We start from the raw sequence: 23,238 nt of genomic DNA on the forward strand, positions 1-23,238 counted from the left end.
TTCGTTCACACAGCCCACGGATTGTAAGAGAATATGGATATGTACAGGGAGTTTATAACAAACACCGCAATGTACTAGAAGGTACGAAATCATTATAAAAGGAGTGTTAACGGATGAAAAAAGCATTGACAGCTATGTTCTTAGCAATAGCGATTTTTAGCATCATTATTCTAATTTCTTTCCCTTCAAATACGATTGGAACGTTTAATCATTCTGTAGATGGTCTTTTTTGGGTTGCCTTGATAATGAGCGACAGGGGAAAAACTCATGATTCTTGGATTAGGGTATCAGAAGTACTAACCTTTGTGAATGGTTATGTACACCCAAAGTATGCAAGGGGAAATTATTTTAAGAAAACAACAAAAGAAGCAGTTGAAAAGCTAACTGAATCTTATTTAAAATATTTAGATTGGAACGTTAGTAATGAAAAGATTAAATTTAGACATCGGATCGGCGGGGGCATCCTCATGTACTAGACGTGGATCAATGGACATCAGCTTGGCTTCATGGGTAAACTTAAGCATGTTGTCCTCTTTGGCATCGACCTTATTGTTCCGAATTTTTTCGGCTCGTTCAACAAACTCATCCATCAAATGCTCTTGGTAGGGGGAGCTGTCACTGACCACGACACTAGCTTTATCGCCTTCTAGCCGTGGAACGGGGAATTTCAGCATATCGGCAGTTTGAATATCAGCAACGAGACGAAACATGCTCATCAGCTCTGGTAAGTTATGAAACTTGGCAAAACGGGATTTCATACGGTAGCCACCGCTGCTATTTCCTTACATAACGAAGGTATACATTATAAAACTGAACAAGTTCAGGTGGGAAATCTTTGTTAGTTGATTCAACCTAAAAATGGTATAATAGAGAGGACAGAGATACCGGTGGGGACACGGCAAAGCTAACCCGAAAGGGGGTGATGCTGTGTCACTCCTTGATTTGTGTTTGAAACTTCTAGATGTGTTGCTAAAGTTGGTCGGTATAACAACTGGCCTGAATACTTTGCTTAACGCCTGGAAACAAGCGCAAGACAAGAAAAACCACCGGGAGTAGGTGAGCGCCTATACAATCCGGTGATTTTTCGTTTGCGAAAATAACGCCGTGGTTGCCCACCGGCCTTTGTTATAGCTGCAATGCGTCCAACATTGCAGCTACTTTTATTTTACCCTGGACTTCCAATTCATATTACTATTATATCATGTTTTCTGAAAAAGGGTACTGGGATTACCTCTTTTCATCCCATAAAATCCTACGACTATTTATGGAGAGCTGCTAGGCAACTCCTTTTTTTGTTGGGCAAACCAAAGTCCGAAATACATAACTCTGCCGACAGGTATTCACCCAATTAGTGCCTGGTTAAAGGCATAGCCTGAAGGGCGCTAAGTATGAATATGATCTAAAAAAGGATGCCTTGCTTTATCCAAAGGTACAAAAGACCGTTTCATATTCCCGGAGGCAAAGATTTAGCTGCTGATGTAATAGGGACAGCCAGGATAGAATTTACCAGGCATATCACGATTATCACTATCAAATAGAGTAACAAGTTTGTGTCTTCCTTGGATAAAAAAGGTGGAGGGGGCGATATATCAGATTCTTTCAATGGTGGAACATAGACATCCCCGCGTTTAAATCCACTTATAGAGATACTTCAACTACTAGCAATAAAATAAGCCACAACCCGAAAGGTTGTGGCTATGGGCACGTAAAATTTAACGGTTATAGCTAAGATCAGTGAGAATTTTAAAAGTCTCACGGTTCATGTTTCGTTCTATGATTTTTTTTTGTTTCTTCAGGATTTCCCGAAAAGCCTAAATAGTCGGAAACAGAAACACCTAGCCTTTCTTCCATTTCAGCAAGAGCTTCCTCAAACGGGTCAATTTCCTTAGCCGGTTGCTTAGCCGATCTTGGAAAAGGAAAGATGTGTGCTGACATTTTTTTAGCTCCTTTAACAATCGTATTATCATCATATCTTATTTCCAGTTTATTTTGCAATGAAAATGCCAGCTAATCCTTACTACAGTCCTGCTTTTATATGCTATTGATTCATATATAGCAACATTTAGCTAGACTGATTTACATATACCAGCGTTAGTTTCCATTTTTGAATAATGGATTAACGAGGGCTTACTTTTCTATTGTCTTTTTTCTTTCGTGGACAAGAGCGTAAGCCTACCATGAGCCCGTGCAGGCTGTGGAACAGAGACCACGGTAAAAGACCTACCTGGTCTAAGTGGAGGCTATGCTGGTGGATCAGTGTAACGAGGGTTGTCACGTTTTGGGCTTGACCACTTGCGTCCTAACCAGACGCGAAGTGAAGCTTCACTCCTATGCATAGCTAAAAAACGAAGTGGGAGCCGATATGGATGTGACGCCATCCAGGCTCCCACCGTTCCAAACGCCCCGAAAGGGACGTGGGTAGTATGTGATAAAGCGCCTGTAGAACTTTGCTGGAACCCTTCAAAGAAGGCGAGACGACGGTTTAAGAAGTAATATAAAAGAAAATGTTCTCTTCTATCGAACTCCAATTCACCGTTAATGTATGTGCGGGCGTGGGGAGGATGATTTGAATCAAAAAGCTCGCATAAGCGAGGTATTCTTTCTTCGTTTTATTTCGGGTAATGGCGTTATGCAAAAAGCACACTCTGGAAACGGATGAGAAGTTTTCTAAGATTGATTCCTAAATAACTGAGAAAAAGGTCGTTTGAGTTTGACAACTGACCTTTTTTCATTACAAACTAACTACTCCCTTTGGAAAAGTTCATCAATTGAATTTTTGAACGAATGGTAGTCGAATTCGTTTGTTATCATATATTCCTGCCTATAATTTTTTTCCTGATCAAAGATGATACTGACTTATTATTCTTAAATGTAATTTCATACTTCGATGTTGAATCCTGATTGCTTTTCGGGCGGATGATAATAGTATAGTAAAAAGGAACTTTATCCCCGTTATTCATTCCGTTTGTTTTTTTAAGCTCAATGCCAGATAATTGATCTAATATTGCTTTAACTCCAGTCTTTTCCATCACATGCACGTTATAATCGACTGGTTCATTAGTAATTTTAGTGTGCGTTCTTATAATCTGAAGATAGACATTATCCATATCGACCTGATCCAACACAGCTTTTTGAATAGAGGTATTTAAATTCAGAAAATAATAGGTGCCATAAATGCCCCATGCTAGTACGAAAATAATAGCAACAGCAATATTAATAGTTCGATACTTCATCAATTCACCTTATTTTTTTGTAAGATCTCTTTAAATGTTACGCCGCTGTAAATGAGGAAGGTTGATTCACCTACAAGAATAAAAAACAACTTATGCAACCATGTTTCCTGTGACATAAATAGAAATAGGATAATTCCGAATGAGATCATAACCATAATCAATTCTACAATCGTATCAGTTATAACACTAGTCCGATAAGTATCTTGATATTTTTCGTACAGTTTTCGACCAATCAAACGGATGACGCAGGAACCCATCAACCAATCATAAATAAAATGGGGTGGATGATATATAATACGCCAAGTTAAGAAAAATAAAAATATTAGACAAATAAGAAAAATGGGGTTCTGTAGCTTCTTCAGCATTTGTTTTCTCCCCTTATTGTATTTACAACCATAATACAGTATCGGTGTAAAAATTTTATAAAATAAACATACTTCACAAAAGAAGTAATTCATCATGGGAAAGATCATTTTTAGCAAGGGTGTTTCTGGAGTAATATAGCATCAGATGCTTTGTATAAACCCTTGATCGGAATCCCAGGATTGAATTCCTTTTCGATTGCACTTGAACCCTTAAAGGCCATGGTTTAAGTACACAATACTATTAAGGAGACTAAAATTATGAATACCTTTTCCAAAGCGGCTCTTGCATCTGCAATATCTTTTAGTATGCTTGCTAGTGGTGTTTCTGGCGTTTCTGCGGCAGCCACTAAGTCCATTATTGTACAAGTGAATAACGAACCCGTTTCAGGGGATGCAGATCCATATATTGAGAATGGTTCCACGTTGGTGGAATTGAATATGATAAAATCGATTCCTGGCGTAACGATCAGCTGGAACAATGTTTCTAAAACAGTAACTGTAGATAATAAAGGAACAATATCAACACTGGTGGCAGGAAAAAAAGAGACATTGGTAGGTGGTAAGAAAGTAAGGCTATCTACCTCTTCCGTAATGAAAAATGGTCGAGTTATGGTACCGCTGCGTTTCATTGCAGATGCGTCTGGTTCTCAAGTGTACTGGAATGCTCCAGATCGTACAGTTTACGTAGCTAAACCGACAGAAGAGATGCTAAAAGAAATCCAATCTAGCGATATTTCTTTAGCTCGTCATGGTGCATACAGTCTTCCACGTATTGTTAAAGTTAATGTACTGTCAGGTGAAGAAGGGGATAGTATGGCTTATATTCGCCACTTCCCAAAAAACCAATCCAGTGAATTTTTTGAACAACATATTGACATTGTCAATTACTATCGTATCATTGATACACATGTAGAGCTGCTCTGGTCTGCAAGGCTGAATCTGCAACAGGAAGCTAAAAATGCAAACCTGCCGTTCCTCACCAACAAAATTGTTGAACAAAGCGGAAAAATGCCCACGATCCAAAAGGGCGTAGTTTATTATAATTATAGCGTTCCGGGTGACACCACGTTCGGGACTATTGATAAAGCTGGTAAAAAAACTCGTCTGGGTGAAGCGACTGAAGATCAGGCAAAGCAAATGTTTTTCTCTATTCCAGAAGAGGAACAACTATAAAAGATAATTGCAAGAAAGTTCACAAATAGCCGCGACACCTACTCCCTTCGAGATGTGGGTGTCTTTTAGCATCCCTAGTTTTCAGCCACACAGAGTTTCTTCTGACACGGAAAATGTTTTAAAGCTTCAAGCCAATCTACTATCATTATTGATGGTCAGAATATTTATGAAATAGATGTGGAATCTTTTCATCGAAGTGTCATATATCAACCTTAGGATCAGTATTTAATAAGTGGTTCTTTATTGGATAATATTGTGGTGGGGGTGAAGATATAGATATGGACCGAGTTCAAAGTGCTGTAAGCAAAGCTCAAATTGCAGATTTTATTAATACCCTGCCGGAGGGATTAAATACATACATCGGAGAAATTGTTAGTAGTATATCCGGTGGACAAGCCCAAAGAATTGCGATTGCCAAATTGCTTTATAGACAGCCTAAAGTTGTTATTCTAGATGAACCTACTGCATTTATTGATGCGAATGGTAAGGAGATATTTAATGATTAATCTCACATCCCAAAAAAAGTTGCACGATTATCATAGTAACCCATGATGAATATATTAGTAGTCGATTTGGATTTTGAAACAGCTTAAAAGGAGGATTTTCGTTGAAAAAAGACCCGGTTTTGTATATGTGTGCAGGGATTATCGTCATTACTTTATTGATTAATATTTTTGCCTCCCCCTATCTTCCGTCTCAAGTGGGCGCTCATACCAGTGGTGGGCAGATTGATGATTATGTAAGTAAGTTTTCTTTTATTTTCTTACTTCCTGGCTTGCAAGCCATTGGGAGTATTTTGGCGTATTTCTCTAAAAAAAGAACAAAAAATATAGCCTTGATTCTATTAAATGTTATTTGTTTGGGTCTTGATGTGCTTCTTATTTTTTATAATACATAAGACAGTTCTACCGGAGAAGATGGTTTTGATTTGATCGGAGGGTAAGATGAACAAGATTTTTAGTCTAATCCGTATACAATGGTTGAACAGTAACTTGTATGAAAATGTAAATACGAAAGCACAGCATCTTACTTATTCTGCTTCTGGTTGCTATCAGCTTATTTCTGATAGTAAATCTCTCGGGAAACGAGTGGGTAGCTATGTACGATGAAGTAAGCGGGATGGGCCTAGACACACAATTTTTAGAGTTGGCTCTGCTCGGTCTATATAGTATTACCATGGTTTTTGGTTTGTTTCAAATATTGACCTTGTTTTATTTCTCCAGAGATATTCAGTTGTTGTTGTCCTTACCTCTGAAGCCAAGTCAGAATTTATGGTCCAAAATGTGTATGATTCTCGCAGGGCAATACATCTTTTATTTTATCGGCATGGGTGCGATCATAATTTTGCATGGGGTTAGAAACTCCATGAGCCTCTTTTTATGTAAAGGAAAGTGGTTAGAGAAGATATGTTAGGAGGAAGTGATGATAATGAGAAAGCGTACAATTAATATCCTTTCAATAGTTGTAATTGTCTTAGTGATAGGCATTCCGAGTACTATTTACTTATTAGGTTTGAATACATCATTTCAAAAAGTTGTACTGGATCGTATAAATGTTGAGGATATTACTTCGCTTTATATTATTAAGGATACATCAACTGGTGATATTAAAAGTGCTGTTGTTACTGATAAAAAAGAAATTAAGAACATTATGAATGAATTCACCAACTTAAAGTTAAAAAAATCGGATAGTATTACATCTTTAAATGATAATTATACTATTAGAGTTCGAGTAAACGGTGAACCTAGGTTTATGATTACTATCTGGAGTAGCACAGATATAACTATATTTGATAAAGAAGCCAAGGATTCAGCTTATGATTACAAGGTAACTAATAAATTCGACTATGAATCACTCCATAAAAACCTTGAAAAAGTCCTCCATTAAAGATACTTTGCCGGTAATGTTAGCTTCAATGGGTACTACCCGTGTAACTGTAATTTCTTAAACTTTACCCTTGCCATTTTCAAGGCAAAAAATAGCAGCTGAGACATGTGCGCCAAGCTGCTATTCCTTTAAAGATGATCAAATATTATATGCTCAAATTGAGCACCTGCTTCATTAAAAAGCGCATAAATTAAATCTTTGTGTCTGGTTTCTAGCCATTCTTTTGTAAATGAAGTTGGGCTGTAAATAACGTAGTCTGAGCCTGACTTAACGCAAAAACTGTTCTTGAACCAGGTATCGAAAGAAGGTTTACTTAACCTAGGAAGTAAAAGTGTACAGAAATCATCCCAAACCTTTCGATCCTCTTCAGTTATTTGTTCATTCAACAGCTTTTGCTTTGCGATACTTTCCGCAGGCAACTTCTCATTACTTTTAGGTTTTCTGACTACAGTACCTTGTTTCAGGACATTGTCGTAAATAACTGAAAAGTCTAAACTTCGTTCCAGTTCACCAGAAATATTATGAGAGCCGACCAATTTTTGCATGAATTTATCATGCTCAATTTTTAGATCAAGGGGAAGATTCTCGTATAATTCTTGTGGTAAAAAGGGAACCTGTCTTCTAATTTTGAAGAGAGGACTTTCCTCCATGTTATTTTTGTCACTATTCAATACATTAAACATCAGAACAAATCCATACTGCTCCAATATGCTAAGGTATTTTTTAATTGTATTTCTGGATTTTTTTAATTTTGAGCCGATCAAATCCAAGTCTGGCCAGCAGTAATCAATATCACCATAGCAATACCGTTTAAGATGGATATATAGAGCGAATCCTTCAGCATTAAAAAAGTGACCCCAGAAATCCATAAGATAGTTATTTATGATGGTAATATTACCGTCCATATGGGGGAGCGATGACCCATGCTTATCAAGGCTAAACTGGCGAACTTCCTCTTCAGAGAGGAAGATTTTCTCCAGTTCTTTTTTTGTATAAATCTGCTCTTTATCACCGATACGACGCTTCTTAGCTTCAGACTCCCCAGTAGGACGAAGTCGATAATAACTAAGTTTGTAATAGTTACCTTTAAGATTTTTTTCATGCATACCTAGTTCTCCTCGTAAACCTGTAAAAGGCAAAATTTAATAGAGAGGAGTCACTTCACTTTTTAAAAATGGTGTGTTAAAATAACCACATAATGTTTGGAAGTGAGTTCCTAATCTTGTTCATTAGTAGCCCAACGCTTGGAGGCCGCGAGACTCCTAATGAGTGAATGATAGGGGCTTTTTTTATACAAAAAAACACACAATTAAATGTAATTTAATAGATTGCACGTAAGAGGGACATGATAATTACATCATGTCTCTCTTTTTTTATTTACGTATGTTTAATTATATTATATAATCTAATTAATTAATTAGCTAGTAATTTTCTTTGCTGCTCATTGATGCAGTGAAGATAAGAAATGCCTTAATTGGCTAACAAACAAGAGAGTACCCAAGCACATGTTTTATTTGAGCATGTTTTTTGTTGTTACTTTTTATAAAGGACACATTCTTCGATTTTGAAGAGGGTGTCCTTTTTTATTTTATGTACATTTTCTGACAAGGATTATTCGTACAGAGAGTAATTAAAAAAGAGAGGATGGTTGCAATGAAATTACGCCGAACAAGAGATACGGGATGGTATGAAATTGCATCGATATGCCCCATCTGTGGGCATAAAGGTTGGTGCCGTATTAACAAAGATCAAACGGTCGTCCATTGTATGCGTGTTCAATCAGAACATTATTTTGATTCACAAATTGGACGTCAATACATTCACCAGTTAAATGAACAAGAATCGCCAATTACACCTCCCGAGATTGAGGATAATCACGATGTTGAGAAAAAGCCAAATGATTACTTGGATGACGTTTATCAAACATTCTTAGAGGAATCAATCCTTTCAGACTTTCACTTAAGCGCATTACTCAAACGTAAAATGACGAAAAAGCAGATTCAGATAAGAGAATACCGTAGTTTACCGAGTCAGGATCGTCACAAGATAACAAAACGAGTCTCCGATCGGCTAAGTTCTCCAGATGATCTTTCAGGTGTACCAGGTTTTTACGTAAAAGAAGGTAAGTATGGTCCTTATTGGACGATGGCTGGGGCCTCTGGAACGTTGATACCCTTTCGCTCTATTTATAACGAGATCACAGGGTTTCAAACTCGAGTAGATCAACCACCCTTGGAGCTTCGCTTAAAAGGAAGTATAAAAGGTAGAGTTTTAAGGGAAGTAGAGAAAGAGAACGGGCTACGCAGAGCTATCTGTGAACTTATCATAGCTGGAAGGCGTTTGGAAGGGGGACTAATTGAAAAAGATGTTAGGTCCACCAAGGATGCGATGGGTGAATTCCTGTGTTCAGCTGAGTTGGTACAAGGTCAGAAATACTATTGGTGGAGTAGCAGTAACAAGCTAAATGGGTCAAGTATAGGGGCTCCTATTCCGTATCACTTTGCATTACCTAGTGAACTAATGGAGAACTGGAATTATCACAATACACCGGATAAGTTACTGGACTGTTCTGAGATTTGGCTTACTGAAGGGGGATTGAAAGCAGACATAGCATCAGATGCTTTGTATAAACCCTTTATCGGAATCCCAGGATTGAACTCCTTCTCGATTGCACTTGAACCATTAAAAGCCATTGGTTGTAAGCACCTTGTAATAGCAGCAGATGCGGATGTAACAATAACACCAGCTGTTGAACTGGCATTGGGCAACTGTGTGGAGTTTTTTGCCAATCATACAGACATGAAAATCAGTTTGGCGATGTGGGATATCTCTTTAGCTAAAGGAATAGACGATCTCGTGAGCCGACTGTACGTTCCCCAAGTGACTACATTGGTCGGCTAATGTTCTATCCAGTTACTAGTGTCCTATCCGTAAGCTTCAGGAAGTTGATAGGGCTGAAGAACAATTAGTAGGGGTATTTTTGGAGGAATCCAAGAGCGCGGCAAGTGCGTCCGTTTTAGAGCCAGTACGCACCGCTGGCCCACTACCCACGCCGATAACAAGAGCGCTTACGACGGCCAAGGCGCTCTACGTTCCTGTCGTTCATTTCACGCACCCCATGGAGCGTAAGAGGCGTGGACCGAATCAAAGATGGCAGGCACCATCATGTATGCATGCACAGAGCCACACCATGATTCCGCTGCGCTATTTACCATACTTTGAGAGAGCCAGTGCCACCGGGGAACGCCCTTAGCGCTTTCAGGATCTTCGTATTGTTTGAATTGATGCTTGAGGTCTGTTAACATTACTTTAACTTTATTCTTAAATATTGTTAATCTTATGTAAATCATCTTTTTATTTGCTCTGCTATAATTTCGCTAGGAAAGTTGAAAGGGGCATATGGAGTTGAAAAAAGAAATTGGTGTATTGATGCTATTAAGTGTTGTTTTGCTTTCGGGATGTGGTTCAAATAAGCCAGCAACGGTTACGGAAGGGCCAGGCGAGTCTCCCAGTAAACAGGTAACAACGCAGCCGCAACAAGAGACTAATGCAAAGCTGATTGAGGCTTCCAAGAATGAGGAAGTGAAGCTTTATGCTGTCAACAAAATAGACGGGGATGTACACGGAGTCAAGGTAGAGATTAACGGCAACCAGAAAGAATTTGATTGGAACATATTAAATACAGGAACTAAACCGCAGGTATTTTATACTGATCTTACGGGTGATGGCAAGGAAGAAGCCGTGATTATTATCAACACAGGTAGAGGTACAGGATTAGATACTTTTGATATTCATATACTTAATGCAAAGGATTTAAGTGAAATTAAAGTACAAAATTATGAGGAAATTGTTGCCGGTCAGATTGAAACGCATGTTGTTAAAAATGACGATACTCTAGCTATTACAGTTAAGACGAAAGAGAAAGAATATAAATTCGATTCTAATGTTGTACTACCGCCGAATTATAAACAAGACAAGCTCGCTTTTGGCGGTGTAGTTATTTATGAATTGGATAATCAAAAAATAGTCTCCAAAATAGGCGCAAGTGTTGGAGCATCACCCCAATATGTAGGTGATTTCCATATCACTTATAAATTCGATACTGTAAAGAATGAGTTTGTTGCCGATCAAATCAAATTTGTACCTAATGAAAAATAAAAAAGGCTGACCACAATGGTCAGCCTTCAGGCTGTCGAGAAACCCCCTGTTTTTTTGCAGGGGGTTTAAAACTGTCTTAGTGGTCTAAAAACTAGGGTCCTCAGATCGTTTTAAATCGATTTTTGTTTTAAAAGATGCGTCTCCCCATATAAAAATAGAAGTGTCGAAAAGTCCTCTGGACTTTCTCGACACTCTGAAGGCTGACCACAATGGTCAGCCTTTTTTATTTCTTAAGTAATTAAATACTCGTATAATTAGATGTAGTTAAAAAATGTGTGCGCGCCGAGGGCAACTTTAGAGGTTATTTGGACTGTTCTACCACCTGGGAATTTGTAGTAGAGCTTTCCGTTTTCAGTGTAGCTTAGATTGTTAAATAATGATGTTACAGTGTAGAACAACTTATCGCCAATGGGGTTAGAGAAGGTACTCAGGTTTTGAGCAATGTTTACACAGTTTTTCCATACGGCACTGCTAGTGTTAGGGGCAAGACATTTAGCCAAGTTACTATCCCAGAAACAAGAGAATGCATTTTGCTGTAGAACGACTGCTTCAACGGTGTTTAGATTTCTAAACTCTCCTGTTGTAGCATTTTTACGATTCATAACGACATAAGCAACACCTACACGGGATGAAGAATCGTTTTCAGTTTCTCCATAAAGTGTTCTTGCCAACAGATCGGCACTGTCACGTCCATAAAGCTGACTTCTTGAACTTAGTGGTTCACCAATTGCCATTGATATTACCTCCTGTGGATTGTAATCGCCTTTTGGGGCGTTCACTATATAAAGAGAAATGAGGCTATGGTTTTACAACCGCTCTCGGATTTTTATTTCAAAACCTCTATTATTTTTACATAGAGTACCATGACAAAACTGTGGACGAACGTTTTCGAAGACATGAGGAAAGACGATAAAAAGTTTTCGTTCATTAACTAATTAATTAATTGTATAATGATGATGAGCGAAAAATCTCAGCTTGGCGGGCTGTGATTTTCTTTAGAAGAGTATAGGGGCATTCTTTTGAAACAACCATGACAACAATATACTTGTTAGCACGGTTATCCCTCATCCCGCGCAGCCACGTTCGGCGCTCAGTTCGATAAACCCTTCTTCTGTCATTGTATATGTGTTCATTTTTCGATAGATCGATAGGTGAATTTAGATAGGGGATACGTAGTCTACACTTGGATACGTATCTAGCTTCAACAGCACAAAATTCATGCATTAATGTTAGTTTACACAATACAAGTCACTTACTTAATGTTAGTCCTGAGACCTTTTTATACCGGGTTTCCTGTCCCCCGCGCCCCCAAACCCATATCTGCAACTTGATCCGAATTTAGTTGTAGATTTGCTGGCTTCGACTGGGTACGGATACAGCAAAAAATAAGTACGTACATAGTAGAAGATTTGAAATTCTGCAACTAAGGTAGGAGTCAAGATACGTGGGTGCATGCTATGGAAAAAGGGAACAAGAAAATAGAAAAAGTGAGGGTTTCGTTTATTAACAAACCTGCTAACAAGTATATTGTTGTCATGTATAATATGATATAATATAGGTAAAAAAATGACGTTAGTAGTGAGTTAAAAGAATTGGATCCTTACGGTCCACTGTTTTTTGTTTTTATGGACCATAATAAGCCGTAATTATGGAAGGAGATTTATATGCCAAGAAATGAATACCCCTTATCTAAGCAGATCTCGTTACATAACATCGTTAGGGTTCAGCAAGTCATTGATTTTTTCGTGCTGTCAGAGCTTCAACGAGGCCGTTTATATGGGAGTGAATTGGAGCAGCAAATCATTGTTGCTTTAGGGAAGCAGTCTCCTACAAACGTAGGCGTTAATAACGGCTATCTGTCAGCTCGCCTGAAAAAGTTAGCTGAAGAAGGTCATGTAACCCGGGCCTGGGATGGAGATAATCGGTACAACCGATACTATTCCATCACACCCCGAGGTCATGATTATTTTAAGCAGCTCCTAAAGGAGTTGCCGGATCAAGTTGACTTGGCCATCAATACCTATACCAATTTCAAGCATTACATAGATAGGTTTGGACACATTCCTTTGAATTGATGATATCTCGATGAAGGAAGGTTATATTCTTGGACTACGCTAAGGTTGTTGCTTCGCTTAAGAAACGCTTTCCATCTGGAACAGTGGTGAACCAAAATCGTCACTATATTCCGAACCAAGTTTATACGGACCGACTTGAAATGGCCACCGGCAGTGAATGGTCTTACGAGCTTCGTGAGCTAGAGATCAACCCTGGGGCTGGGTACATCAAAGCTGTTGTCCGGATCTATATTGCAGACTACTTTCGTGATGGATATGGTGTAGATACACTAACAGACAGTAGCAAAATACCAACTATAACAGATCAGGTTATTAACCAGGCATTCGTTAATGCGTTGGATTCTTGGCAAATGGGTTGGGCCGATCTGGCTCCACACCGAAAATGGGGAGAGAATCCAGCTCTTGCCCATCTAAAAGACGACAATGTTCCACCGGCAGAGGGAGTACCAACACAAAGTAAGGCCGTTGTAAATAAAGTCTGTGCTATTTGTAGCAAGCAACTGGGACAGAATGAAGTGGCTCTGCTTAAGGCGATACCTGGTTTTAATCTTAGTAAGTTGGCGTATTGTTTTGAACATATACCAGGTCACTTTAAAAAGAAATTACCTCCGGAGATTTTGCAGGGTTATATCGATAATTCGTCGATTAACTAGGCTTTTATGAGATCCTAAATAAACTTATAGGCGTAAGAAGAGTAATTAAAGTCATAGTTTACACCAGAGAAATATCGCATCATATATTCAGTAATGAAAGGAGAATTTATGTATCGACTTTTTGGTCCCGAAGCATATGGGAGATATATAGTTAAACCTATATTATTATCTTTGTTTTTATTTTTTGTGTCATTTTTTCTTATGGGACTTAAATTTAAATTTATTTTCGCTGCTTATATGCTAGGATCGATTCCCAGCGGATATCATCTTATTAATAGATTTTTATACAAATGGTTTTATAGAGAAAAGAGTTTAGAATGGAGAATCGCCGTTGCAATGAGAGGCGGTTCGGTTATAGATTTGTTCTTTTTCTTACTAAAAGTTGCAATAAAGATACCAATCTCATTCTTCATTGGTATATTCTCATTTCCTTATATTTGTTATGAGCTGATTAAAGAAATAAGAAATTAGGATAGTTAGCTTACTAGATAGCCCAGTAGATGCAATCTCCAAACGTAGGAAATATGAGTTGATCTATATAGAGCAGCTTAGTATGAAATCAATAAGTGCTTTAGTTGCAGATTAACTATCTGTAGTTTGGAACTATCCCCTCATGATAGACAGTGGAAAAAAGAGTTCATATTACAATGAATTTAACACTGTAGATCGGAGGGGTTTTCTTATGCAAAAGAACGTACTGAAGGTATATTGAGATTCTTGTACATGTGATTATATGGAGATACTTTGTGTTCAGCGATATGGTCCTGATATTCAAAAGGTTCCTTTAAATCATCCAATAACATCGGATCAATATACATAAAATCACCATAATTAGCGTATCATACGGCCATTTGTTAAGGACACGGGTAGATATTAACTTGAACGAAAAAAGGAGGAGAAAGGTAGACAGTAGAAAAAGCTCCGTTTCCCGAGCTTGCTTTAATCGAATATGATTGCTTACTCAGTGCCGGTTTCCTCAATAACTTGTTCGGCTTCATCTGGCTCCATCAGGCCAAGATCTAGGATGAAGTTCAGACTGCCACTGACGACCGAAAGACGTTCCTCGTCAATCGTTTCATGGACGTCTCGAAGCAGGGAACCTTTATGAATGCTTGTAATCTGTGCAAGTGATATGTACCGCTCATAACCTTCGATGGTTGGGATGTAAATGTTCGTTGGATGCTCATCGCGAATCATTCGCTTGTACCATTTTTTCCCGTGGTCCTTTTCAGGATGGACACTCAAGATCGGAGCGACGTAAATATATTCGTAGCTATTGTTCTGGTTGAAATGGTTATTTGAAAGGACTACAACGCGACGCTGTTTCATGCCTACACAACTTTGTGTTCCGGGGACTTCATGTGCCCATCAACCATGATCGGCTCGAAGTCGCCGGGGTTTGTTACGAGCTTGCCAGTGATAGCCTGCTCGTCTTTCTGATCTTCATCCGGTACATAAATAAAGGGCTATAGCTTTCTTGCTTTGATGACAAAAGTTACAGGAAGCATCGTTGCCTTTCTTGCAAATCCGCTATCTCGTGATTGTATAATTTCATCATCAGATTCCTCAATCATTTGCTCAATGACAAATCCCGCTTTTGCCAACGCATTTACATAAGTTGAAAGTTTACGATCCGATAATGTTAGCTCACCGTCATCAAGAGCCACCGAATACCAAGATTCATCGAAATAACATTTCTTAAAAGCAAGCATATTCTTTTCTGCAACAACACATTTATGTATAGGATGGGACCAACTGAAAATAAATACGCCATCTTTTTTTAAGTAAGAAGCGATTCGGCGAAAAGTACCCTCAAGGTCGGTGGTCCAGCCTATAGCATAAACCGAATAAACAAAGTCAAAATAATCCTTTGGTATGCCACATTCTTCTTCCATGGGGGAACAGATCAATTTAGCTGAAAGACCACATGAGGTCAAATGTTGCATTGCTTTTTCGATTTGTTTTTCTGATATATCCATACCCCACAGTTCAGATGCTTTACGGTCCCCCTGATATTGCAAGGATTGACCGTTTCCACAGCCTATCTCCAGCATCTTTTTTCCTGAAACATCACCAAAAAGTTGGTGTTTTTCTTCTGAGACAAATGCTCCATAAAAAGGAAGCACGATTGCCCCTAAGTAGTCATTTCCCTTTGTATCCCAATAGAAGCTGTTTGTTTTATGTACAACATTCTTATCCATGTTGATCGAGTTGGCGACACCAGCCTCACCAGCACCAATAACGTTTGTTCTATAAATAGAATCTTTGTTCAAGCGGACACCCTCCTAAATGGATAAATCTTCCTAAATCTCTGTTTGATACGAATAAAGAGTCAAAAACTAAGAACATACGTTCCTCTTTTGTGATGGTACCATACATTACCATATATTTCAATGGCTACATCCAGATAATCATGAGATAAAATAAAAGTCCAAAGACGGTTGTTAGTGTTCAAAATTCACCTCAAGTTTGATTGCAATCATTCGTTTGCCCCTTACGATGTTGCGGTGAACCGTATCATAAGTAATAGTAAAGCGGGAAATTGCCTTTTCATATGATTTTAAATTACTAAACAGAGCATATTATTAGATGTTATTTATAACTTATAATAAGAGAATATATGGAATAATAATTGTATTATATGGAATATAAGACTCTAAAAGAGAAGAGAAAACATTTTATGAATACGGATTAATAGGTGACATTACGAAACTAATTCTTAGAGACATCTGATTAGAGGGGATACATATGTTTAATAAAGATTTGCGAGAAGGAGCCATTAGGAATTTGAAGGCAGTACAAGCCAGCTATGAATCTGAGAATCAGATGCTCATCCAGGATGCTGAGCAATTATTTCATAAACGTAGAGTATTAAAGTCGGTTATCGACCAGGCATGGGAGTTCATTAATAGTATGCGTAATAAACCAGTGACGCTGGATACAGAATTAAAGGCAATAAAGATTGAAACCAAGAAGTTCTCAGGCTTGCTTGAAACAATTGAGGGAGAAATAAGTAGAGCCAATTTCACCTCTAAAGGAGCAGCTACAGCAGGGGTAGCTGCAGGGTGGGGGTAGCTGCTTTTGGACCAACAGTGGCACTAGCAATCGCCACTACGTTTGGTACTGCTTCTACAGGTACGGCGATTGCTACGCTCAGCGGTGCAGCTGCCACGAATGCTGCATTGGCTTGGCTGTGGGGGGAGGAGCACTGATTGCTGGTGGTGGTGGAACGGTAGCGGGGACTGCGCTCTTAGGATTGGCCGGTCCCGTAGGTTGGGCAATCGGCGGAGGGGCGCTTCTGACAGCTGGCCTTTTGAAAAGTGGGAAAAATAAAAAAATTGGCTGAACAGGCTAATGCAGAGGCTGCCAAAATACGTAGAAATGTCAGAGTAGTTGAGGCGACACGTAAGGAAATTCAGGAGATTAATATGCTTAGTACCACCACCGCAGCTTCTCTTCTTGGCATGTTATCGAAATGCCGCACCTCACCTACCGATTATACCCTGCTGTCACCGGGAGAAAAGCAGCGGTTAGGGGCATTGGTGAATAATACAAATGCCGGAGCGGAGCTGCTGAACAGAGTAGCTGGAGCGGATGAATAATCATGTCTAGCGATGCTTTCGATATGACCTTACTCGTAGAGGTGGACCTGAAGGAGATCATCTTAAATGAAGGCACCCTACAGAATAGTCATATTAAGAAATTGCTTTTACAGTATAAGGAAACGGTACTGACAACCATTATCAGTCAGTTCGGTTTGGGACCTATCTTTGATAGCTATAAGAACGGCGGAAACGTGACGACGTTGCATAACGCTGAGAAGGGGATATTTGCGAACAAAGCCGATGAAGACCAATATACGGAGGCATTTGACCGTGGCAATTACGAAAAGGATTTTCCGAAGAAGCGAAAGTTAAACTTTCAGACCAGCATAGAGATTACAGATGATTATACAGGGAAGGTCCTCAAGAAAGATGGAACAACCCACCTTGATCATGTAATATCGGCCAAGGCAATTCACAGCAATAACGGAGCACGTTTGTATATGAATGCTGAGCAGCGAGATGAAATGGCAACGTCAGAGAGGATCTGGCCTGGACGGAATCCAGCCTGAACCAATCTAAAAACGATAAAGACCTTGAGCAGTGGATGGATCGGGAGAACAAGCGAAGTCCAGGCAAGACTAACGCCCAGCATTATGAAATTAACCGTGAAGCTGCTGTTAAGAAGAATATTGAAGCATGTAAAGTCGACCGTAAAGAAAGCCGAAACAAAATATTTTGTTTAAGGCTTATGGTACCGTGGCGAGAAGAATAGAAGAGTTCAGAAGTCTTTGTTTGAGGGTACAGGGTAGAGTCATTGCTAAGTCAAAGGATATTGCCAGAGCTTTTGTCGAGGGATTTGTGAGCGGCTTTGTTGCGAACATTATAACCATACTGATCAATACATTCGCTTCCACTGCCCAGAATATGGTTCGGATGCTAAATTACGGAATACATACGAGTGAGACCTATAAGCCAAAAGTGTTCTGCCAGACAGGACGTGTCCGTAAAGCGCTGTTAAGGAATCTTTTAGGTTTTTCTTTTTAACTATCCCAAAAAATAACCTTAGGAAGAAATGATAAACTTGATAGTAGATGGAGTTTTTGAAGGAGGCGGGGTTAAAGGTCAAGCATTTGTAGGAGCAATTGAGGTATGGAAGAACGGGGATATCATTGGGGAAGGCTTGCCGGAACTTCAGCAGGATCAATTGTTGCAGCATTATTAGCAAGTGGGTATACAAGTATTGAAATTAAGGAACTAATTAGTTCAATTGATTACACACAACTACTAGGACAGACATGGTTAAATAGACTTCCGTTAATAAACAAAGCTCTCCCTATAATTGTTTCCTCAGGTATTTACTCAAATCATATACTTGAACAATTGATTGCATGCTGGTTAGAAAAAAAAGGTGTTCATACTTTTGGAGACCTTCCTCAAGGCAAATTGTCAATCATTGCATCTAACATCAGTAATGGAAAAATGGTTATATTTCCAGATGATTTATATCATTATGGATTATCTCGCGATACCTTTCCGATAGCTACAGCTGTACGAATGAGTACAACTTTATCCTTCTTTTTTCAGCCATATCTATGGAAAACACCCATTTCAAATAAACCATATTATATGCTAGATGGGGGCCTCTTAAGTAATTATCCGATTTGGTTATTCGATGTCGAAGGTATCCCACGCTGGCCTACTTTTGGGTTTCGGTTATCAGCGAGACGCACATTTGTACACGAATACGAAGTACACGGGCCAATAAGTTTGTTTAAAGGAGTATTTAAAACTATGCTTCAGGCACATGATCAGCGACATGTGGATGAACACTCAGAAGAACGAACAATATTTATTCCAACCGAGTCAGTAACAAGTACAAAATTCGATTTAACCGAACAAGATAAAAAAGTCTTATATAAATCAGGACGAGCAGCAGCACAAGAATTTCTGAAAAAGTGGGATTTTAATGATTACAAACTGAAATTTAGAGAAAGAACAGAAACTCCGTACAAATACTATGAACGAATCAGCGAACAAAACATTGAGGATACAACACTTTATCATTAATTTGAAAATGCATATGTTGGGGCAATAAAAGTCACCATATCGGCGGCTTTTTGTTTTAATGTACGAGTACCTTATATTTATAACCGATAATGATTGTCTAATGAAGATGAAGGCTGCAAATACATGAATAGTGAGCGAATGCTTGGGAAGTCTAGCTTTGTACGTAAATGATGTGAATTAATTCTTAAGGATTAATTGCATTAAAGGGGGTGCCGATGCATGGCAAATTATAATCTGACTCCATACAAATTAGAGTCTACCCAAAGAAGTATAGATGGAGTGCCGGAAGGCGTTAAAATGATCAATGCTGTGCATATGTGGAATGAAGGTTACAAAGGCGAAGGCGTAGTTATTGCTATTATTGATAGTGGTTGCCAAGTAGACCATCCTGATCTTAAGGACCGCATTATCGCCACCCGGAATTATGTTGTTTCGGAAGGTACTGCGGAGGATGTAACTGATTTTAATGGCCATGGCACCCATGTCGCTGGAGTAGTTGCAGCGTCTGAAAATGGAGAAGGGATCATAGGCGTCGCCCCGCAATCCAAGCTGGTCATTCTTAAGGTGTTTAAGCGGCAAAAGGATGATAGAGGTCAGACTGTTGTAGAAGGCTCTGGAAATGAAAAGTATGAAGCCACGGATGAAGATATAATACAGGCTATTAAATATTGTATTGCGTGGCGCGGCCCAAACCAGGAGAAGATCAGAATTATTAATATGTCGCTTGGTGGGAAAGATAGTACACTTGTCCATGACGCAGTAAAGGAAGCGGTTAATAATGACATTCTAATCATATGTGCCGCTGGTAATGAAGGTGGTTCCGATGAAGGGGGAGACTGCGGTATTTTACAAAATGAATTGACCTACCCAGGAGCTTACCCTGAAGTCGTTGAGGTTGGAGCCATCGGTCTGGATCAGGTTCTCCCCTGCTTTACGAACACTAATACAGAAATTGATCTGGTCGCGCCTGGGGTAGCGATCCGCTCAACGTTCAAACATTCAGATTATGCTGTTATGAACGGTACCTCCATGGCCAGTCCCCATGTGGCAGGAGCTGCTGCTCTGCTCATTAATTACTGTGAATCACGATTCAAAAGAAAGTTCACGGAACCTGAAATTTATGCTCAACTGATCAAACGGACGGATTGTCGAAATGCAGATCCAATGCTGGTCGGAAATGGATTTCTTGTTTTACAAGGCGAGTGTTCAAACACGGCTGCCTCTAAAGAGCAAGTCAATAAAGAGGTTCTAATTTAAGCACATAATCAATAAAAGGAGATTCATTGCTATGAGTAGATTAAACGGAGAAGTAACAAGTGTTATTCAGGATAATAAGGAAATTGAACTAAGGGTGTATGGTGATGAATTTTATGCCCGTCACGAGTCTTTGGATGGTTATACAGCGATATATGATCAAAATGCAGAAAAATATTGTTATGCTATACTGCAGGAGGGGAAACTTGTTACAACGGGAATTGGGGTGGATCAGCCGGCTCCAGAAGGTCTTCAATTGCATATTAAGGAAGATTCGACTGTCCGAAGCCAAAAGTTTATGAAGCGATTTAACGAACTTAGACCTCGGCAAAAAAAAACTGAAGGAAGAGAACCGTTAGCTTTTGGGCCATATAGAGGGTTGATTGATAATAATCTTCTTACAGAGGGAGAAATCCACGGTTTAACCGTATTGGTTGAATTTGCTGATTTGCCATTAGCAGTTTCTAATGAGGATATCGATGATATGCTAAACGGAGAAAATTACCATGGTAACGGCAATTACTCTTCCGTCCGCAAGTATTTTGAAACGATGTCTTCTGGGAGACTAAAATATATTAATCATGTCGTGGGTCCGGTAAAATTGCCGCATAACAGGAGTTATTACACTCAAGTGCTATTGGTGGAAGACGCCATGGATATTCTAATGAGAGATTTCAATATTGATTTGTCAGAATATGACTCCAAGCGTAGAGGAATCGTGGATGCTGTAAATTTCTTTTATGCCGGACCATCTATTTCTGAAGGTCATCTATGGCCCCACAACTCTGAAGTTGATTTGCAGTACGGAAGCTACAAAATTAAAGGGTACATGCTAACGGGAGCTGGTAGAAGCAGCAGCGATCTGGCTATTGGGACTTTCTGTCATGAGACTGGGCATCTGCTATGCCGTTTTTGCGATATTTACGATTATGGAGAACGCGATGGTGATGATAAAGAGAGTGAAGGAATCGGAGAATATTGTTTAATGGGCTCGGGAAACCATTTGAATAATGGACATACTCCTTCTCCGATATGCGCTTATCAGAGAAAGCTGGTCGGATGGTACGATAATGAGGTAAACCTTAATGGTCGCAGCGGGAGAATTACCGTTAAACATGGAGACTACAATACTATTTATAAATACAACACGGACAAAGAACAGGAGTATTTTTTGGTTGAGAATAGAGCGAATATCGAATTGGATAAGCATCTACCTTCTTCAGGATTAGCCATTTATCATTGCGATATCTTGGGTTCAAATGAAAACCAGGATGGAGGGGCTACAAGGCACTATCAGGTTGCGTTAATGCAGGCGGATGGAAACCTGGATTTGGAAAAGAATCGAAACCGTGGAGATCGAACCGATCTATTTGGTAATATTGACGGGGTAGCTTTTGCTTTTAACACTAATCCGTCCAGCATACAATGGGATACAAAAGATTCAGGATTTAAAATATCAAATATAACAAATCCTGCAGAGGAAATTGAATTCACTATTGGCTAGGTTCTTAAAAGCAAAGCGAAAATTAAGTATGAATTACTGCGTAGGTATCAAAAAACTAATGGCTGGAATATATATAAGACATTTTGGTCATTGAATACAAAGCGGCAGCCATGAATCGGCTGCCGTTTGTCATTAACTAAAGGGCAGGATAACGAGTAAAATGAGAGGAGGAACCATAGCTGGACTAAATCTCTTATTTTTCTTAGGGCCACTGAGTTAAGCCAATTCTATTCCCAAAACGATTCTACAAAGTGGTTTAAATGGTATTCCTCTTCTTCCTTTCCCCATTTACTCCAATAAAATAAATCTTGATAACGAGTACCCATTAAGCTTGATTCATGTATTATATTTTCTTTAATATTTTGTGGGACTTCATCATAATTTCCAAATATCACCGAACAATTCCCTTTTCCCTGGAGTTTATAATTCAACGTTTCACTAATCGCCAATTCTCTTAACGGAACATCTATGGTCCAGACTGATATTCCGTCTTTCGATTTAACTGCTCCTTTTTTTCCTAATATCGAGTGTATTTCATTTATAACATCAGTTGAATTGCATTCTGCAATTTCAATTTTCACTTTCATTATTGGTTCTAAAATCACTGGGTCCGCTTGTTTCATCCCATTCCTAAATGCCATTAATCCTGCAATCTTGTAAGACATTTGGTCTGAATCATATTCATGATATGACCCATTAAATAGCGTTGCTTTCACATCTACAACTGGAAAATCACCTAAGACCCCACAAGTCATAGCCTGCTGAATGCCTTGACTCACCGACGGGATATACTCGCTCGGTATTATGGTTTCCTCAATAATGTTGTTCACAAATTCATTACCGCTATCACGTATTTTTGGTTCGAGTTCAATCCAACAGTGGCCGTATCTGCATAAGCTTGATGACTGCCTTACAAATCTGCCTTCAGATACTACTGTTTTGCTTATAGTTTCCTTGTATAACACTTGGGTCTTTAGAACATTTATATCTAAATTAAACTCACTTGATATACGGTCAACAATGCTATTGAGATGTGATTCTCCGTAACCAGCAATAGTCGTATGCTTATTGGTTTCATTTAGATAAACCATAAAATTAGAATCTTCTTTTGCATAACTTTTTAATGCCAGCAACATTCTTTTTAGGTCATTTTTTGTTTTTGGTTTACTAATTGTAGTTATCATATAGGGGGCGCAAAAGTTGATTGGGCGCATATAAATACCTCCATAATAAGCTAATATAATTATACTTCAGAAAGTAGTCAGGAAGTTTAAATCTTATGTTATTTGGTGGAACTATAATTATTAGAGTTCGGCGCCTGTTT

The 23,238-nt window shown here is 38.9% G+C and carries 25 protein-coding genes and 1 pseudogene; 18 read left to right on the forward strand and 8 right to left on the reverse strand.

Annotated elements, in window-relative coordinates:
- Window positions 1–113 precede the first annotated feature (113 nt).
- Window positions 114–476, forward strand: coding sequence for a hypothetical protein (locus ACWGXJ_RS26420; RefSeq protein ID WP_452568146.1), 363 nt, complete (start codon window positions 114–116; stop codon window positions 474–476).
- On the opposite strand, the gene ACWGXJ_RS26425 is transcribed toward ACWGXJ_RS26420, so the two are convergent.
- The 3 genes from ACWGXJ_RS26425 to ACWGXJ_RS26435 all read right to left on the reverse strand — a co-directional run bounded on the left by ACWGXJ_RS26425 (window position 405) and on the right by ACWGXJ_RS26435 (window position 3,233).
- Window positions 405–758, reverse strand: a complete 354-nt coding sequence (locus ACWGXJ_RS26425) for a hypothetical protein (RefSeq protein WP_452568147.1) — start codon at window positions 756–758, stop codon at window positions 405–407. The genes ACWGXJ_RS26420 and ACWGXJ_RS26425 overlap by 72 nt on opposite strands.
- Window positions 759–1,752: 994 nt before the next feature.
- Window positions 1,753–1,995, reverse strand: a complete 243-nt coding sequence (locus ACWGXJ_RS26430) for a hypothetical protein (protein WP_452568148.1) — start codon at window positions 1,993–1,995, stop codon at window positions 1,753–1,755.
- Window positions 1,996–2,807: 812 nt separating this feature from the next.
- A complete protein-coding gene (locus ACWGXJ_RS26435) occupies window positions 2,808–3,233 on the reverse strand; it encodes a hypothetical protein (protein ID WP_452568149.1) in 426 nt (141 codons plus the stop codon).
- A 623-nt stretch (window positions 3,234–3,856) separates the two neighbouring features.
- Here ACWGXJ_RS26435 and ACWGXJ_RS26440 point away from each other — a divergent pair.
- From ACWGXJ_RS26440 to ACWGXJ_RS26455, 4 genes are all read left to right on the forward strand, one after another.
- Complete coding sequence (locus tag ACWGXJ_RS26440; RefSeq protein WP_452568150.1) at window positions 3,857–4,771, forward strand: copper amine oxidase N-terminal domain-containing protein; 915 nt, start codon at window positions 3,857–3,859, stop codon at window positions 4,769–4,771.
- Between the two features lie 278 nt (window positions 4,772–5,049).
- The gene (locus tag ACWGXJ_RS26445; protein ID WP_258297688.1) at window positions 5,050–5,277 is read left to right on the forward strand and encodes an ATP-binding cassette domain-containing protein; all 228 of its coding nucleotides are present in this window, start codon (window positions 5,050–5,052) and stop codon (window positions 5,275–5,277) included.
- A gap of 101 nt (window positions 5,278–5,378) precedes the next feature.
- Entirely contained in the window at window positions 5,379–5,669 is a 291-nt protein-coding gene (locus ACWGXJ_RS26450; protein ID WP_452568151.1) for a DUF1648 domain-containing protein, read from the forward strand.
- Window positions 5,670–6,199: 530 nt separating this feature from the next.
- Window positions 6,200–6,658: a hypothetical protein gene (locus tag ACWGXJ_RS26455; protein ID WP_452568152.1), complete on the forward strand. Its 459-nt coding sequence runs from the start codon at window positions 6,200–6,202 to the stop codon at window positions 6,656–6,658.
- A 128-nt stretch (window positions 6,659–6,786) separates the two neighbouring features.
- Here the strand turns inward: ACWGXJ_RS26455 and ACWGXJ_RS26460 are convergent, their stop codons facing one another.
- Entirely contained in the window at window positions 6,787–7,764 is a 978-nt protein-coding gene (locus ACWGXJ_RS26460) for a DnaA N-terminal domain-containing protein (protein WP_452568153.1), read from the reverse strand.
- A 547-nt stretch (window positions 7,765–8,311) separates the two neighbouring features.
- Here ACWGXJ_RS26460 and ACWGXJ_RS26465 point away from each other — a divergent pair.
- The 3 genes from ACWGXJ_RS26465 (at window position 8,312) to ACWGXJ_RS26475 (ending at window position 10,816) form a co-directional block, all read left to right on the forward strand.
- Entirely contained in the window at window positions 8,312–9,559 is a 1,248-nt protein-coding gene (locus ACWGXJ_RS26465; protein WP_452568154.1) for a toprim domain-containing protein, read from the forward strand.
- 79 nt (window positions 9,560–9,638) lie between these two features.
- Window positions 9,639–9,911, forward strand: a complete 273-nt coding sequence (locus tag ACWGXJ_RS26470; protein ID WP_452568155.1) for a hypothetical protein — start codon at window positions 9,639–9,641, stop codon at window positions 9,909–9,911.
- Between the two features lie 146 nt (window positions 9,912–10,057).
- On the forward strand, window positions 10,058–10,816 hold the full coding sequence (locus ACWGXJ_RS26475; protein ID WP_452568156.1) for a hypothetical protein: 759 nt from the start codon (window positions 10,058–10,060) through the stop codon (window positions 10,814–10,816).
- Window positions 10,817–11,070: 254 nt separating this feature from the next.
- Here ACWGXJ_RS26475 and ACWGXJ_RS26480 read toward each other — a convergent pair whose 3' ends face one another.
- Window positions 11,071–11,550, reverse strand: a complete 480-nt coding sequence (locus tag ACWGXJ_RS26480; protein ID WP_452568157.1) for a cell wall hydrolase — start codon at window positions 11,548–11,550, stop codon at window positions 11,071–11,073.
- Window positions 11,551–12,480: 930 nt separating this feature from the next.
- Between ACWGXJ_RS26480 and ACWGXJ_RS26485 the strand changes: the two genes are divergently transcribed.
- From ACWGXJ_RS26485 to ACWGXJ_RS26495, 3 genes are all read left to right on the forward strand, one after another.
- Window positions 12,481–12,891 (forward strand): PadR family transcriptional regulator, encoded by a 411-nt coding sequence (locus ACWGXJ_RS26485; RefSeq protein ID WP_044788241.1) that lies wholly within the window; start codon window positions 12,481–12,483, stop codon window positions 12,889–12,891.
- A 29-nt stretch (window positions 12,892–12,920) separates the two neighbouring features.
- Window positions 12,921–13,544, forward strand: coding sequence for a hypothetical protein (locus ACWGXJ_RS26490; protein WP_452568158.1), 624 nt, complete (start codon window positions 12,921–12,923; stop codon window positions 13,542–13,544).
- A 108-nt stretch (window positions 13,545–13,652) separates the two neighbouring features.
- Entirely contained in the window at window positions 13,653–14,015 is a 363-nt protein-coding gene (locus tag ACWGXJ_RS26495) for a hypothetical protein (RefSeq protein ID WP_452568159.1), read from the forward strand.
- Window positions 14,016–14,501: 486 nt separating this feature from the next.
- Here ACWGXJ_RS26495 and ACWGXJ_RS26500 read toward each other — a convergent pair whose 3' ends face one another.
- Together ACWGXJ_RS26500 and ACWGXJ_RS26505 are read right to left on the reverse strand one after the other, a co-directional pair.
- Window positions 14,502–14,873: a type II toxin-antitoxin system PemK/MazF family toxin gene (locus tag ACWGXJ_RS26500; RefSeq protein WP_258297676.1), complete on the reverse strand. Its 372-nt coding sequence runs from the start codon at window positions 14,871–14,873 to the stop codon at window positions 14,502–14,504.
- A gap of 137 nt (window positions 14,874–15,010) precedes the next feature.
- Window positions 15,011–15,817, reverse strand: coding sequence for a class I SAM-dependent methyltransferase (locus tag ACWGXJ_RS26505; protein ID WP_452568160.1), 807 nt, complete (start codon window positions 15,815–15,817; stop codon window positions 15,011–15,013).
- Between the two features lie 475 nt (window positions 15,818–16,292).
- On the opposite strand from ACWGXJ_RS26505, the gene ACWGXJ_RS26510 reads away from it, so the two are divergent.
- The 7 genes and pseudogenes from ACWGXJ_RS26510 to ACWGXJ_RS26540 all read left to right on the forward strand — a co-directional run bounded on the left by ACWGXJ_RS26510 (window position 16,293) and on the right by ACWGXJ_RS26540 (window position 21,914).
- Window positions 16,293–16,619, forward strand: coding sequence for a hypothetical protein (locus tag ACWGXJ_RS26510; RefSeq protein ID WP_452568161.1), 327 nt, complete (start codon window positions 16,293–16,295; stop codon window positions 16,617–16,619).
- The gene (locus ACWGXJ_RS26515) at window positions 16,610–16,756 is read left to right on the forward strand and encodes a hypothetical protein (protein WP_452568162.1); all 147 of its coding nucleotides are present in this window, start codon (window positions 16,610–16,612) and stop codon (window positions 16,754–16,756) included. Before ACWGXJ_RS26510 ends, ACWGXJ_RS26515 begins: the two co-directional genes overlap by 10 nt.
- 108 nt (window positions 16,757–16,864) lie before the next feature.
- Entirely contained in the window at window positions 16,865–17,146 is a 282-nt protein-coding gene (locus ACWGXJ_RS26520; RefSeq protein ID WP_452568163.1) for a hypothetical protein, read from the forward strand.
- A gap of 2 nt (window positions 17,147–17,148) precedes the next feature.
- Window positions 17,149–17,658, forward strand: coding sequence for a hypothetical protein (locus tag ACWGXJ_RS26525; RefSeq protein ID WP_452568164.1), 510 nt, complete (start codon window positions 17,149–17,151; stop codon window positions 17,656–17,658).
- 512 nt (window positions 17,659–18,170) lie between these two features.
- Window positions 18,171–19,156 (forward strand): annotated as a pseudogene (locus ACWGXJ_RS26530) (patatin-like phospholipase family protein).
- A gap of 219 nt (window positions 19,157–19,375) precedes the next feature.
- On the forward strand, window positions 19,376–20,413 hold the full coding sequence (locus ACWGXJ_RS26535) for a S8 family peptidase (RefSeq protein WP_452568165.1): 1,038 nt from the start codon (window positions 19,376–19,378) through the stop codon (window positions 20,411–20,413).
- Between the two features lie 31 nt (window positions 20,414–20,444).
- On the forward strand, window positions 20,445–21,914 hold the full coding sequence (locus ACWGXJ_RS26540) for a M6 family metalloprotease domain-containing protein (RefSeq protein WP_452568166.1): 1,470 nt from the start codon (window positions 20,445–20,447) through the stop codon (window positions 21,912–21,914).
- Window positions 21,915–22,141: 227 nt separating this feature from the next.
- Here ACWGXJ_RS26540 and ACWGXJ_RS26545 read toward each other — a convergent pair whose 3' ends face one another.
- On the reverse strand, window positions 22,142–23,128 hold the full coding sequence (locus ACWGXJ_RS26545) for a hypothetical protein (RefSeq protein WP_452568167.1): 987 nt from the start codon (window positions 23,126–23,128) through the stop codon (window positions 22,142–22,144).
- Window positions 23,129–23,238: the final 110 nt, after the last annotated feature.

It is taken from the genome of Paenibacillus sp. S33 (genome assembly GCF_053615415.1).

Bases quoted from the DNA above. Each gene is read 5' to 3' on its own strand.
- ACWGXJ_RS26510 (WP_452568161.1), top strand. From the start codon at position 16,293: ATGTTTAATAAAGATTTGCGAGAAGGAGCCATTAGGAATTTGAAGGCA.
- ACWGXJ_RS26535 (WP_452568165.1), top strand. From the start codon at position 19,376: ATGGCAAATTATAATCTGACTCCATACAAATTAGAGTCTACCCAAAGA.
- ACWGXJ_RS26440 (WP_452568150.1), top strand. From the start codon at position 3,857: ATGAATACCTTTTCCAAAGCGGCTCTTGCATCTGCAATATCTTTTAGT.
- ACWGXJ_RS26465 (WP_452568154.1), top strand. From the start codon at position 8,312: ATGAAATTACGCCGAACAAGAGATACGGGATGGTATGAAATTGCATCG.
- ACWGXJ_RS26455 (WP_452568152.1), top strand. From the start codon at position 6,200: ATGAGAAAGCGTACAATTAATATCCTTTCAATAGTTGTAATTGTCTTA.
- ACWGXJ_RS26435 (WP_452568149.1), bottom strand. From the start codon at position 3,233: ATGAAGTATCGAACTATTAATATTGCTGTTGCTATTATTTTCGTACTA.
- ACWGXJ_RS26495 (WP_452568159.1), top strand. From the start codon at position 13,653: ATGTATCGACTTTTTGGTCCCGAAGCATATGGGAGATATATAGTTAAA.
- ACWGXJ_RS26540 (WP_452568166.1), top strand. From the start codon at position 20,445: ATGAGTAGATTAAACGGAGAAGTAACAAGTGTTATTCAGGATAATAAG.
- ACWGXJ_RS26445 (WP_258297688.1), top strand. From the start codon at position 5,050: ATGGACCGAGTTCAAAGTGCTGTAAGCAAAGCTCAAATTGCAGATTTT.
- ACWGXJ_RS26460 (WP_452568153.1), bottom strand. From the start codon at position 7,764: ATGCATGAAAAAAATCTTAAAGGTAACTATTACAAACTTAGTTATTAT.
- ACWGXJ_RS26425 (WP_452568147.1), bottom strand. From the start codon at position 758: ATGAAATCCCGTTTTGCCAAGTTTCATAACTTACCAGAGCTGATGAGC.
- ACWGXJ_RS26475 (WP_452568156.1), top strand. From the start codon at position 10,058: ATGGAGTTGAAAAAAGAAATTGGTGTATTGATGCTATTAAGTGTTGTT.
- ACWGXJ_RS26480 (WP_452568157.1), bottom strand. From the start codon at position 11,550: ATGGCAATTGGTGAACCACTAAGTTCAAGAAGTCAGCTTTATGGACGT.
- ACWGXJ_RS26485 (WP_044788241.1), top strand. From the start codon at position 12,481: ATGCCAAGAAATGAATACCCCTTATCTAAGCAGATCTCGTTACATAAC.
- ACWGXJ_RS26500 (WP_258297676.1), bottom strand. From the start codon at position 14,873: ATGAAACAGCGTCGCGTTGTAGTCCTTTCAAATAACCATTTCAACCAG.
- ACWGXJ_RS26525 (WP_452568164.1), top strand. From the start codon at position 17,149: ATGTCTAGCGATGCTTTCGATATGACCTTACTCGTAGAGGTGGACCTG.
- ACWGXJ_RS26545 (WP_452568167.1), bottom strand. From the start codon at position 23,128: ATGCGCCCAATCAACTTTTGCGCCCCCTATATGATAACTACAATTAGT.
- ACWGXJ_RS26420 (WP_452568146.1), top strand. From the start codon at position 114: ATGAAAAAAGCATTGACAGCTATGTTCTTAGCAATAGCGATTTTTAGC.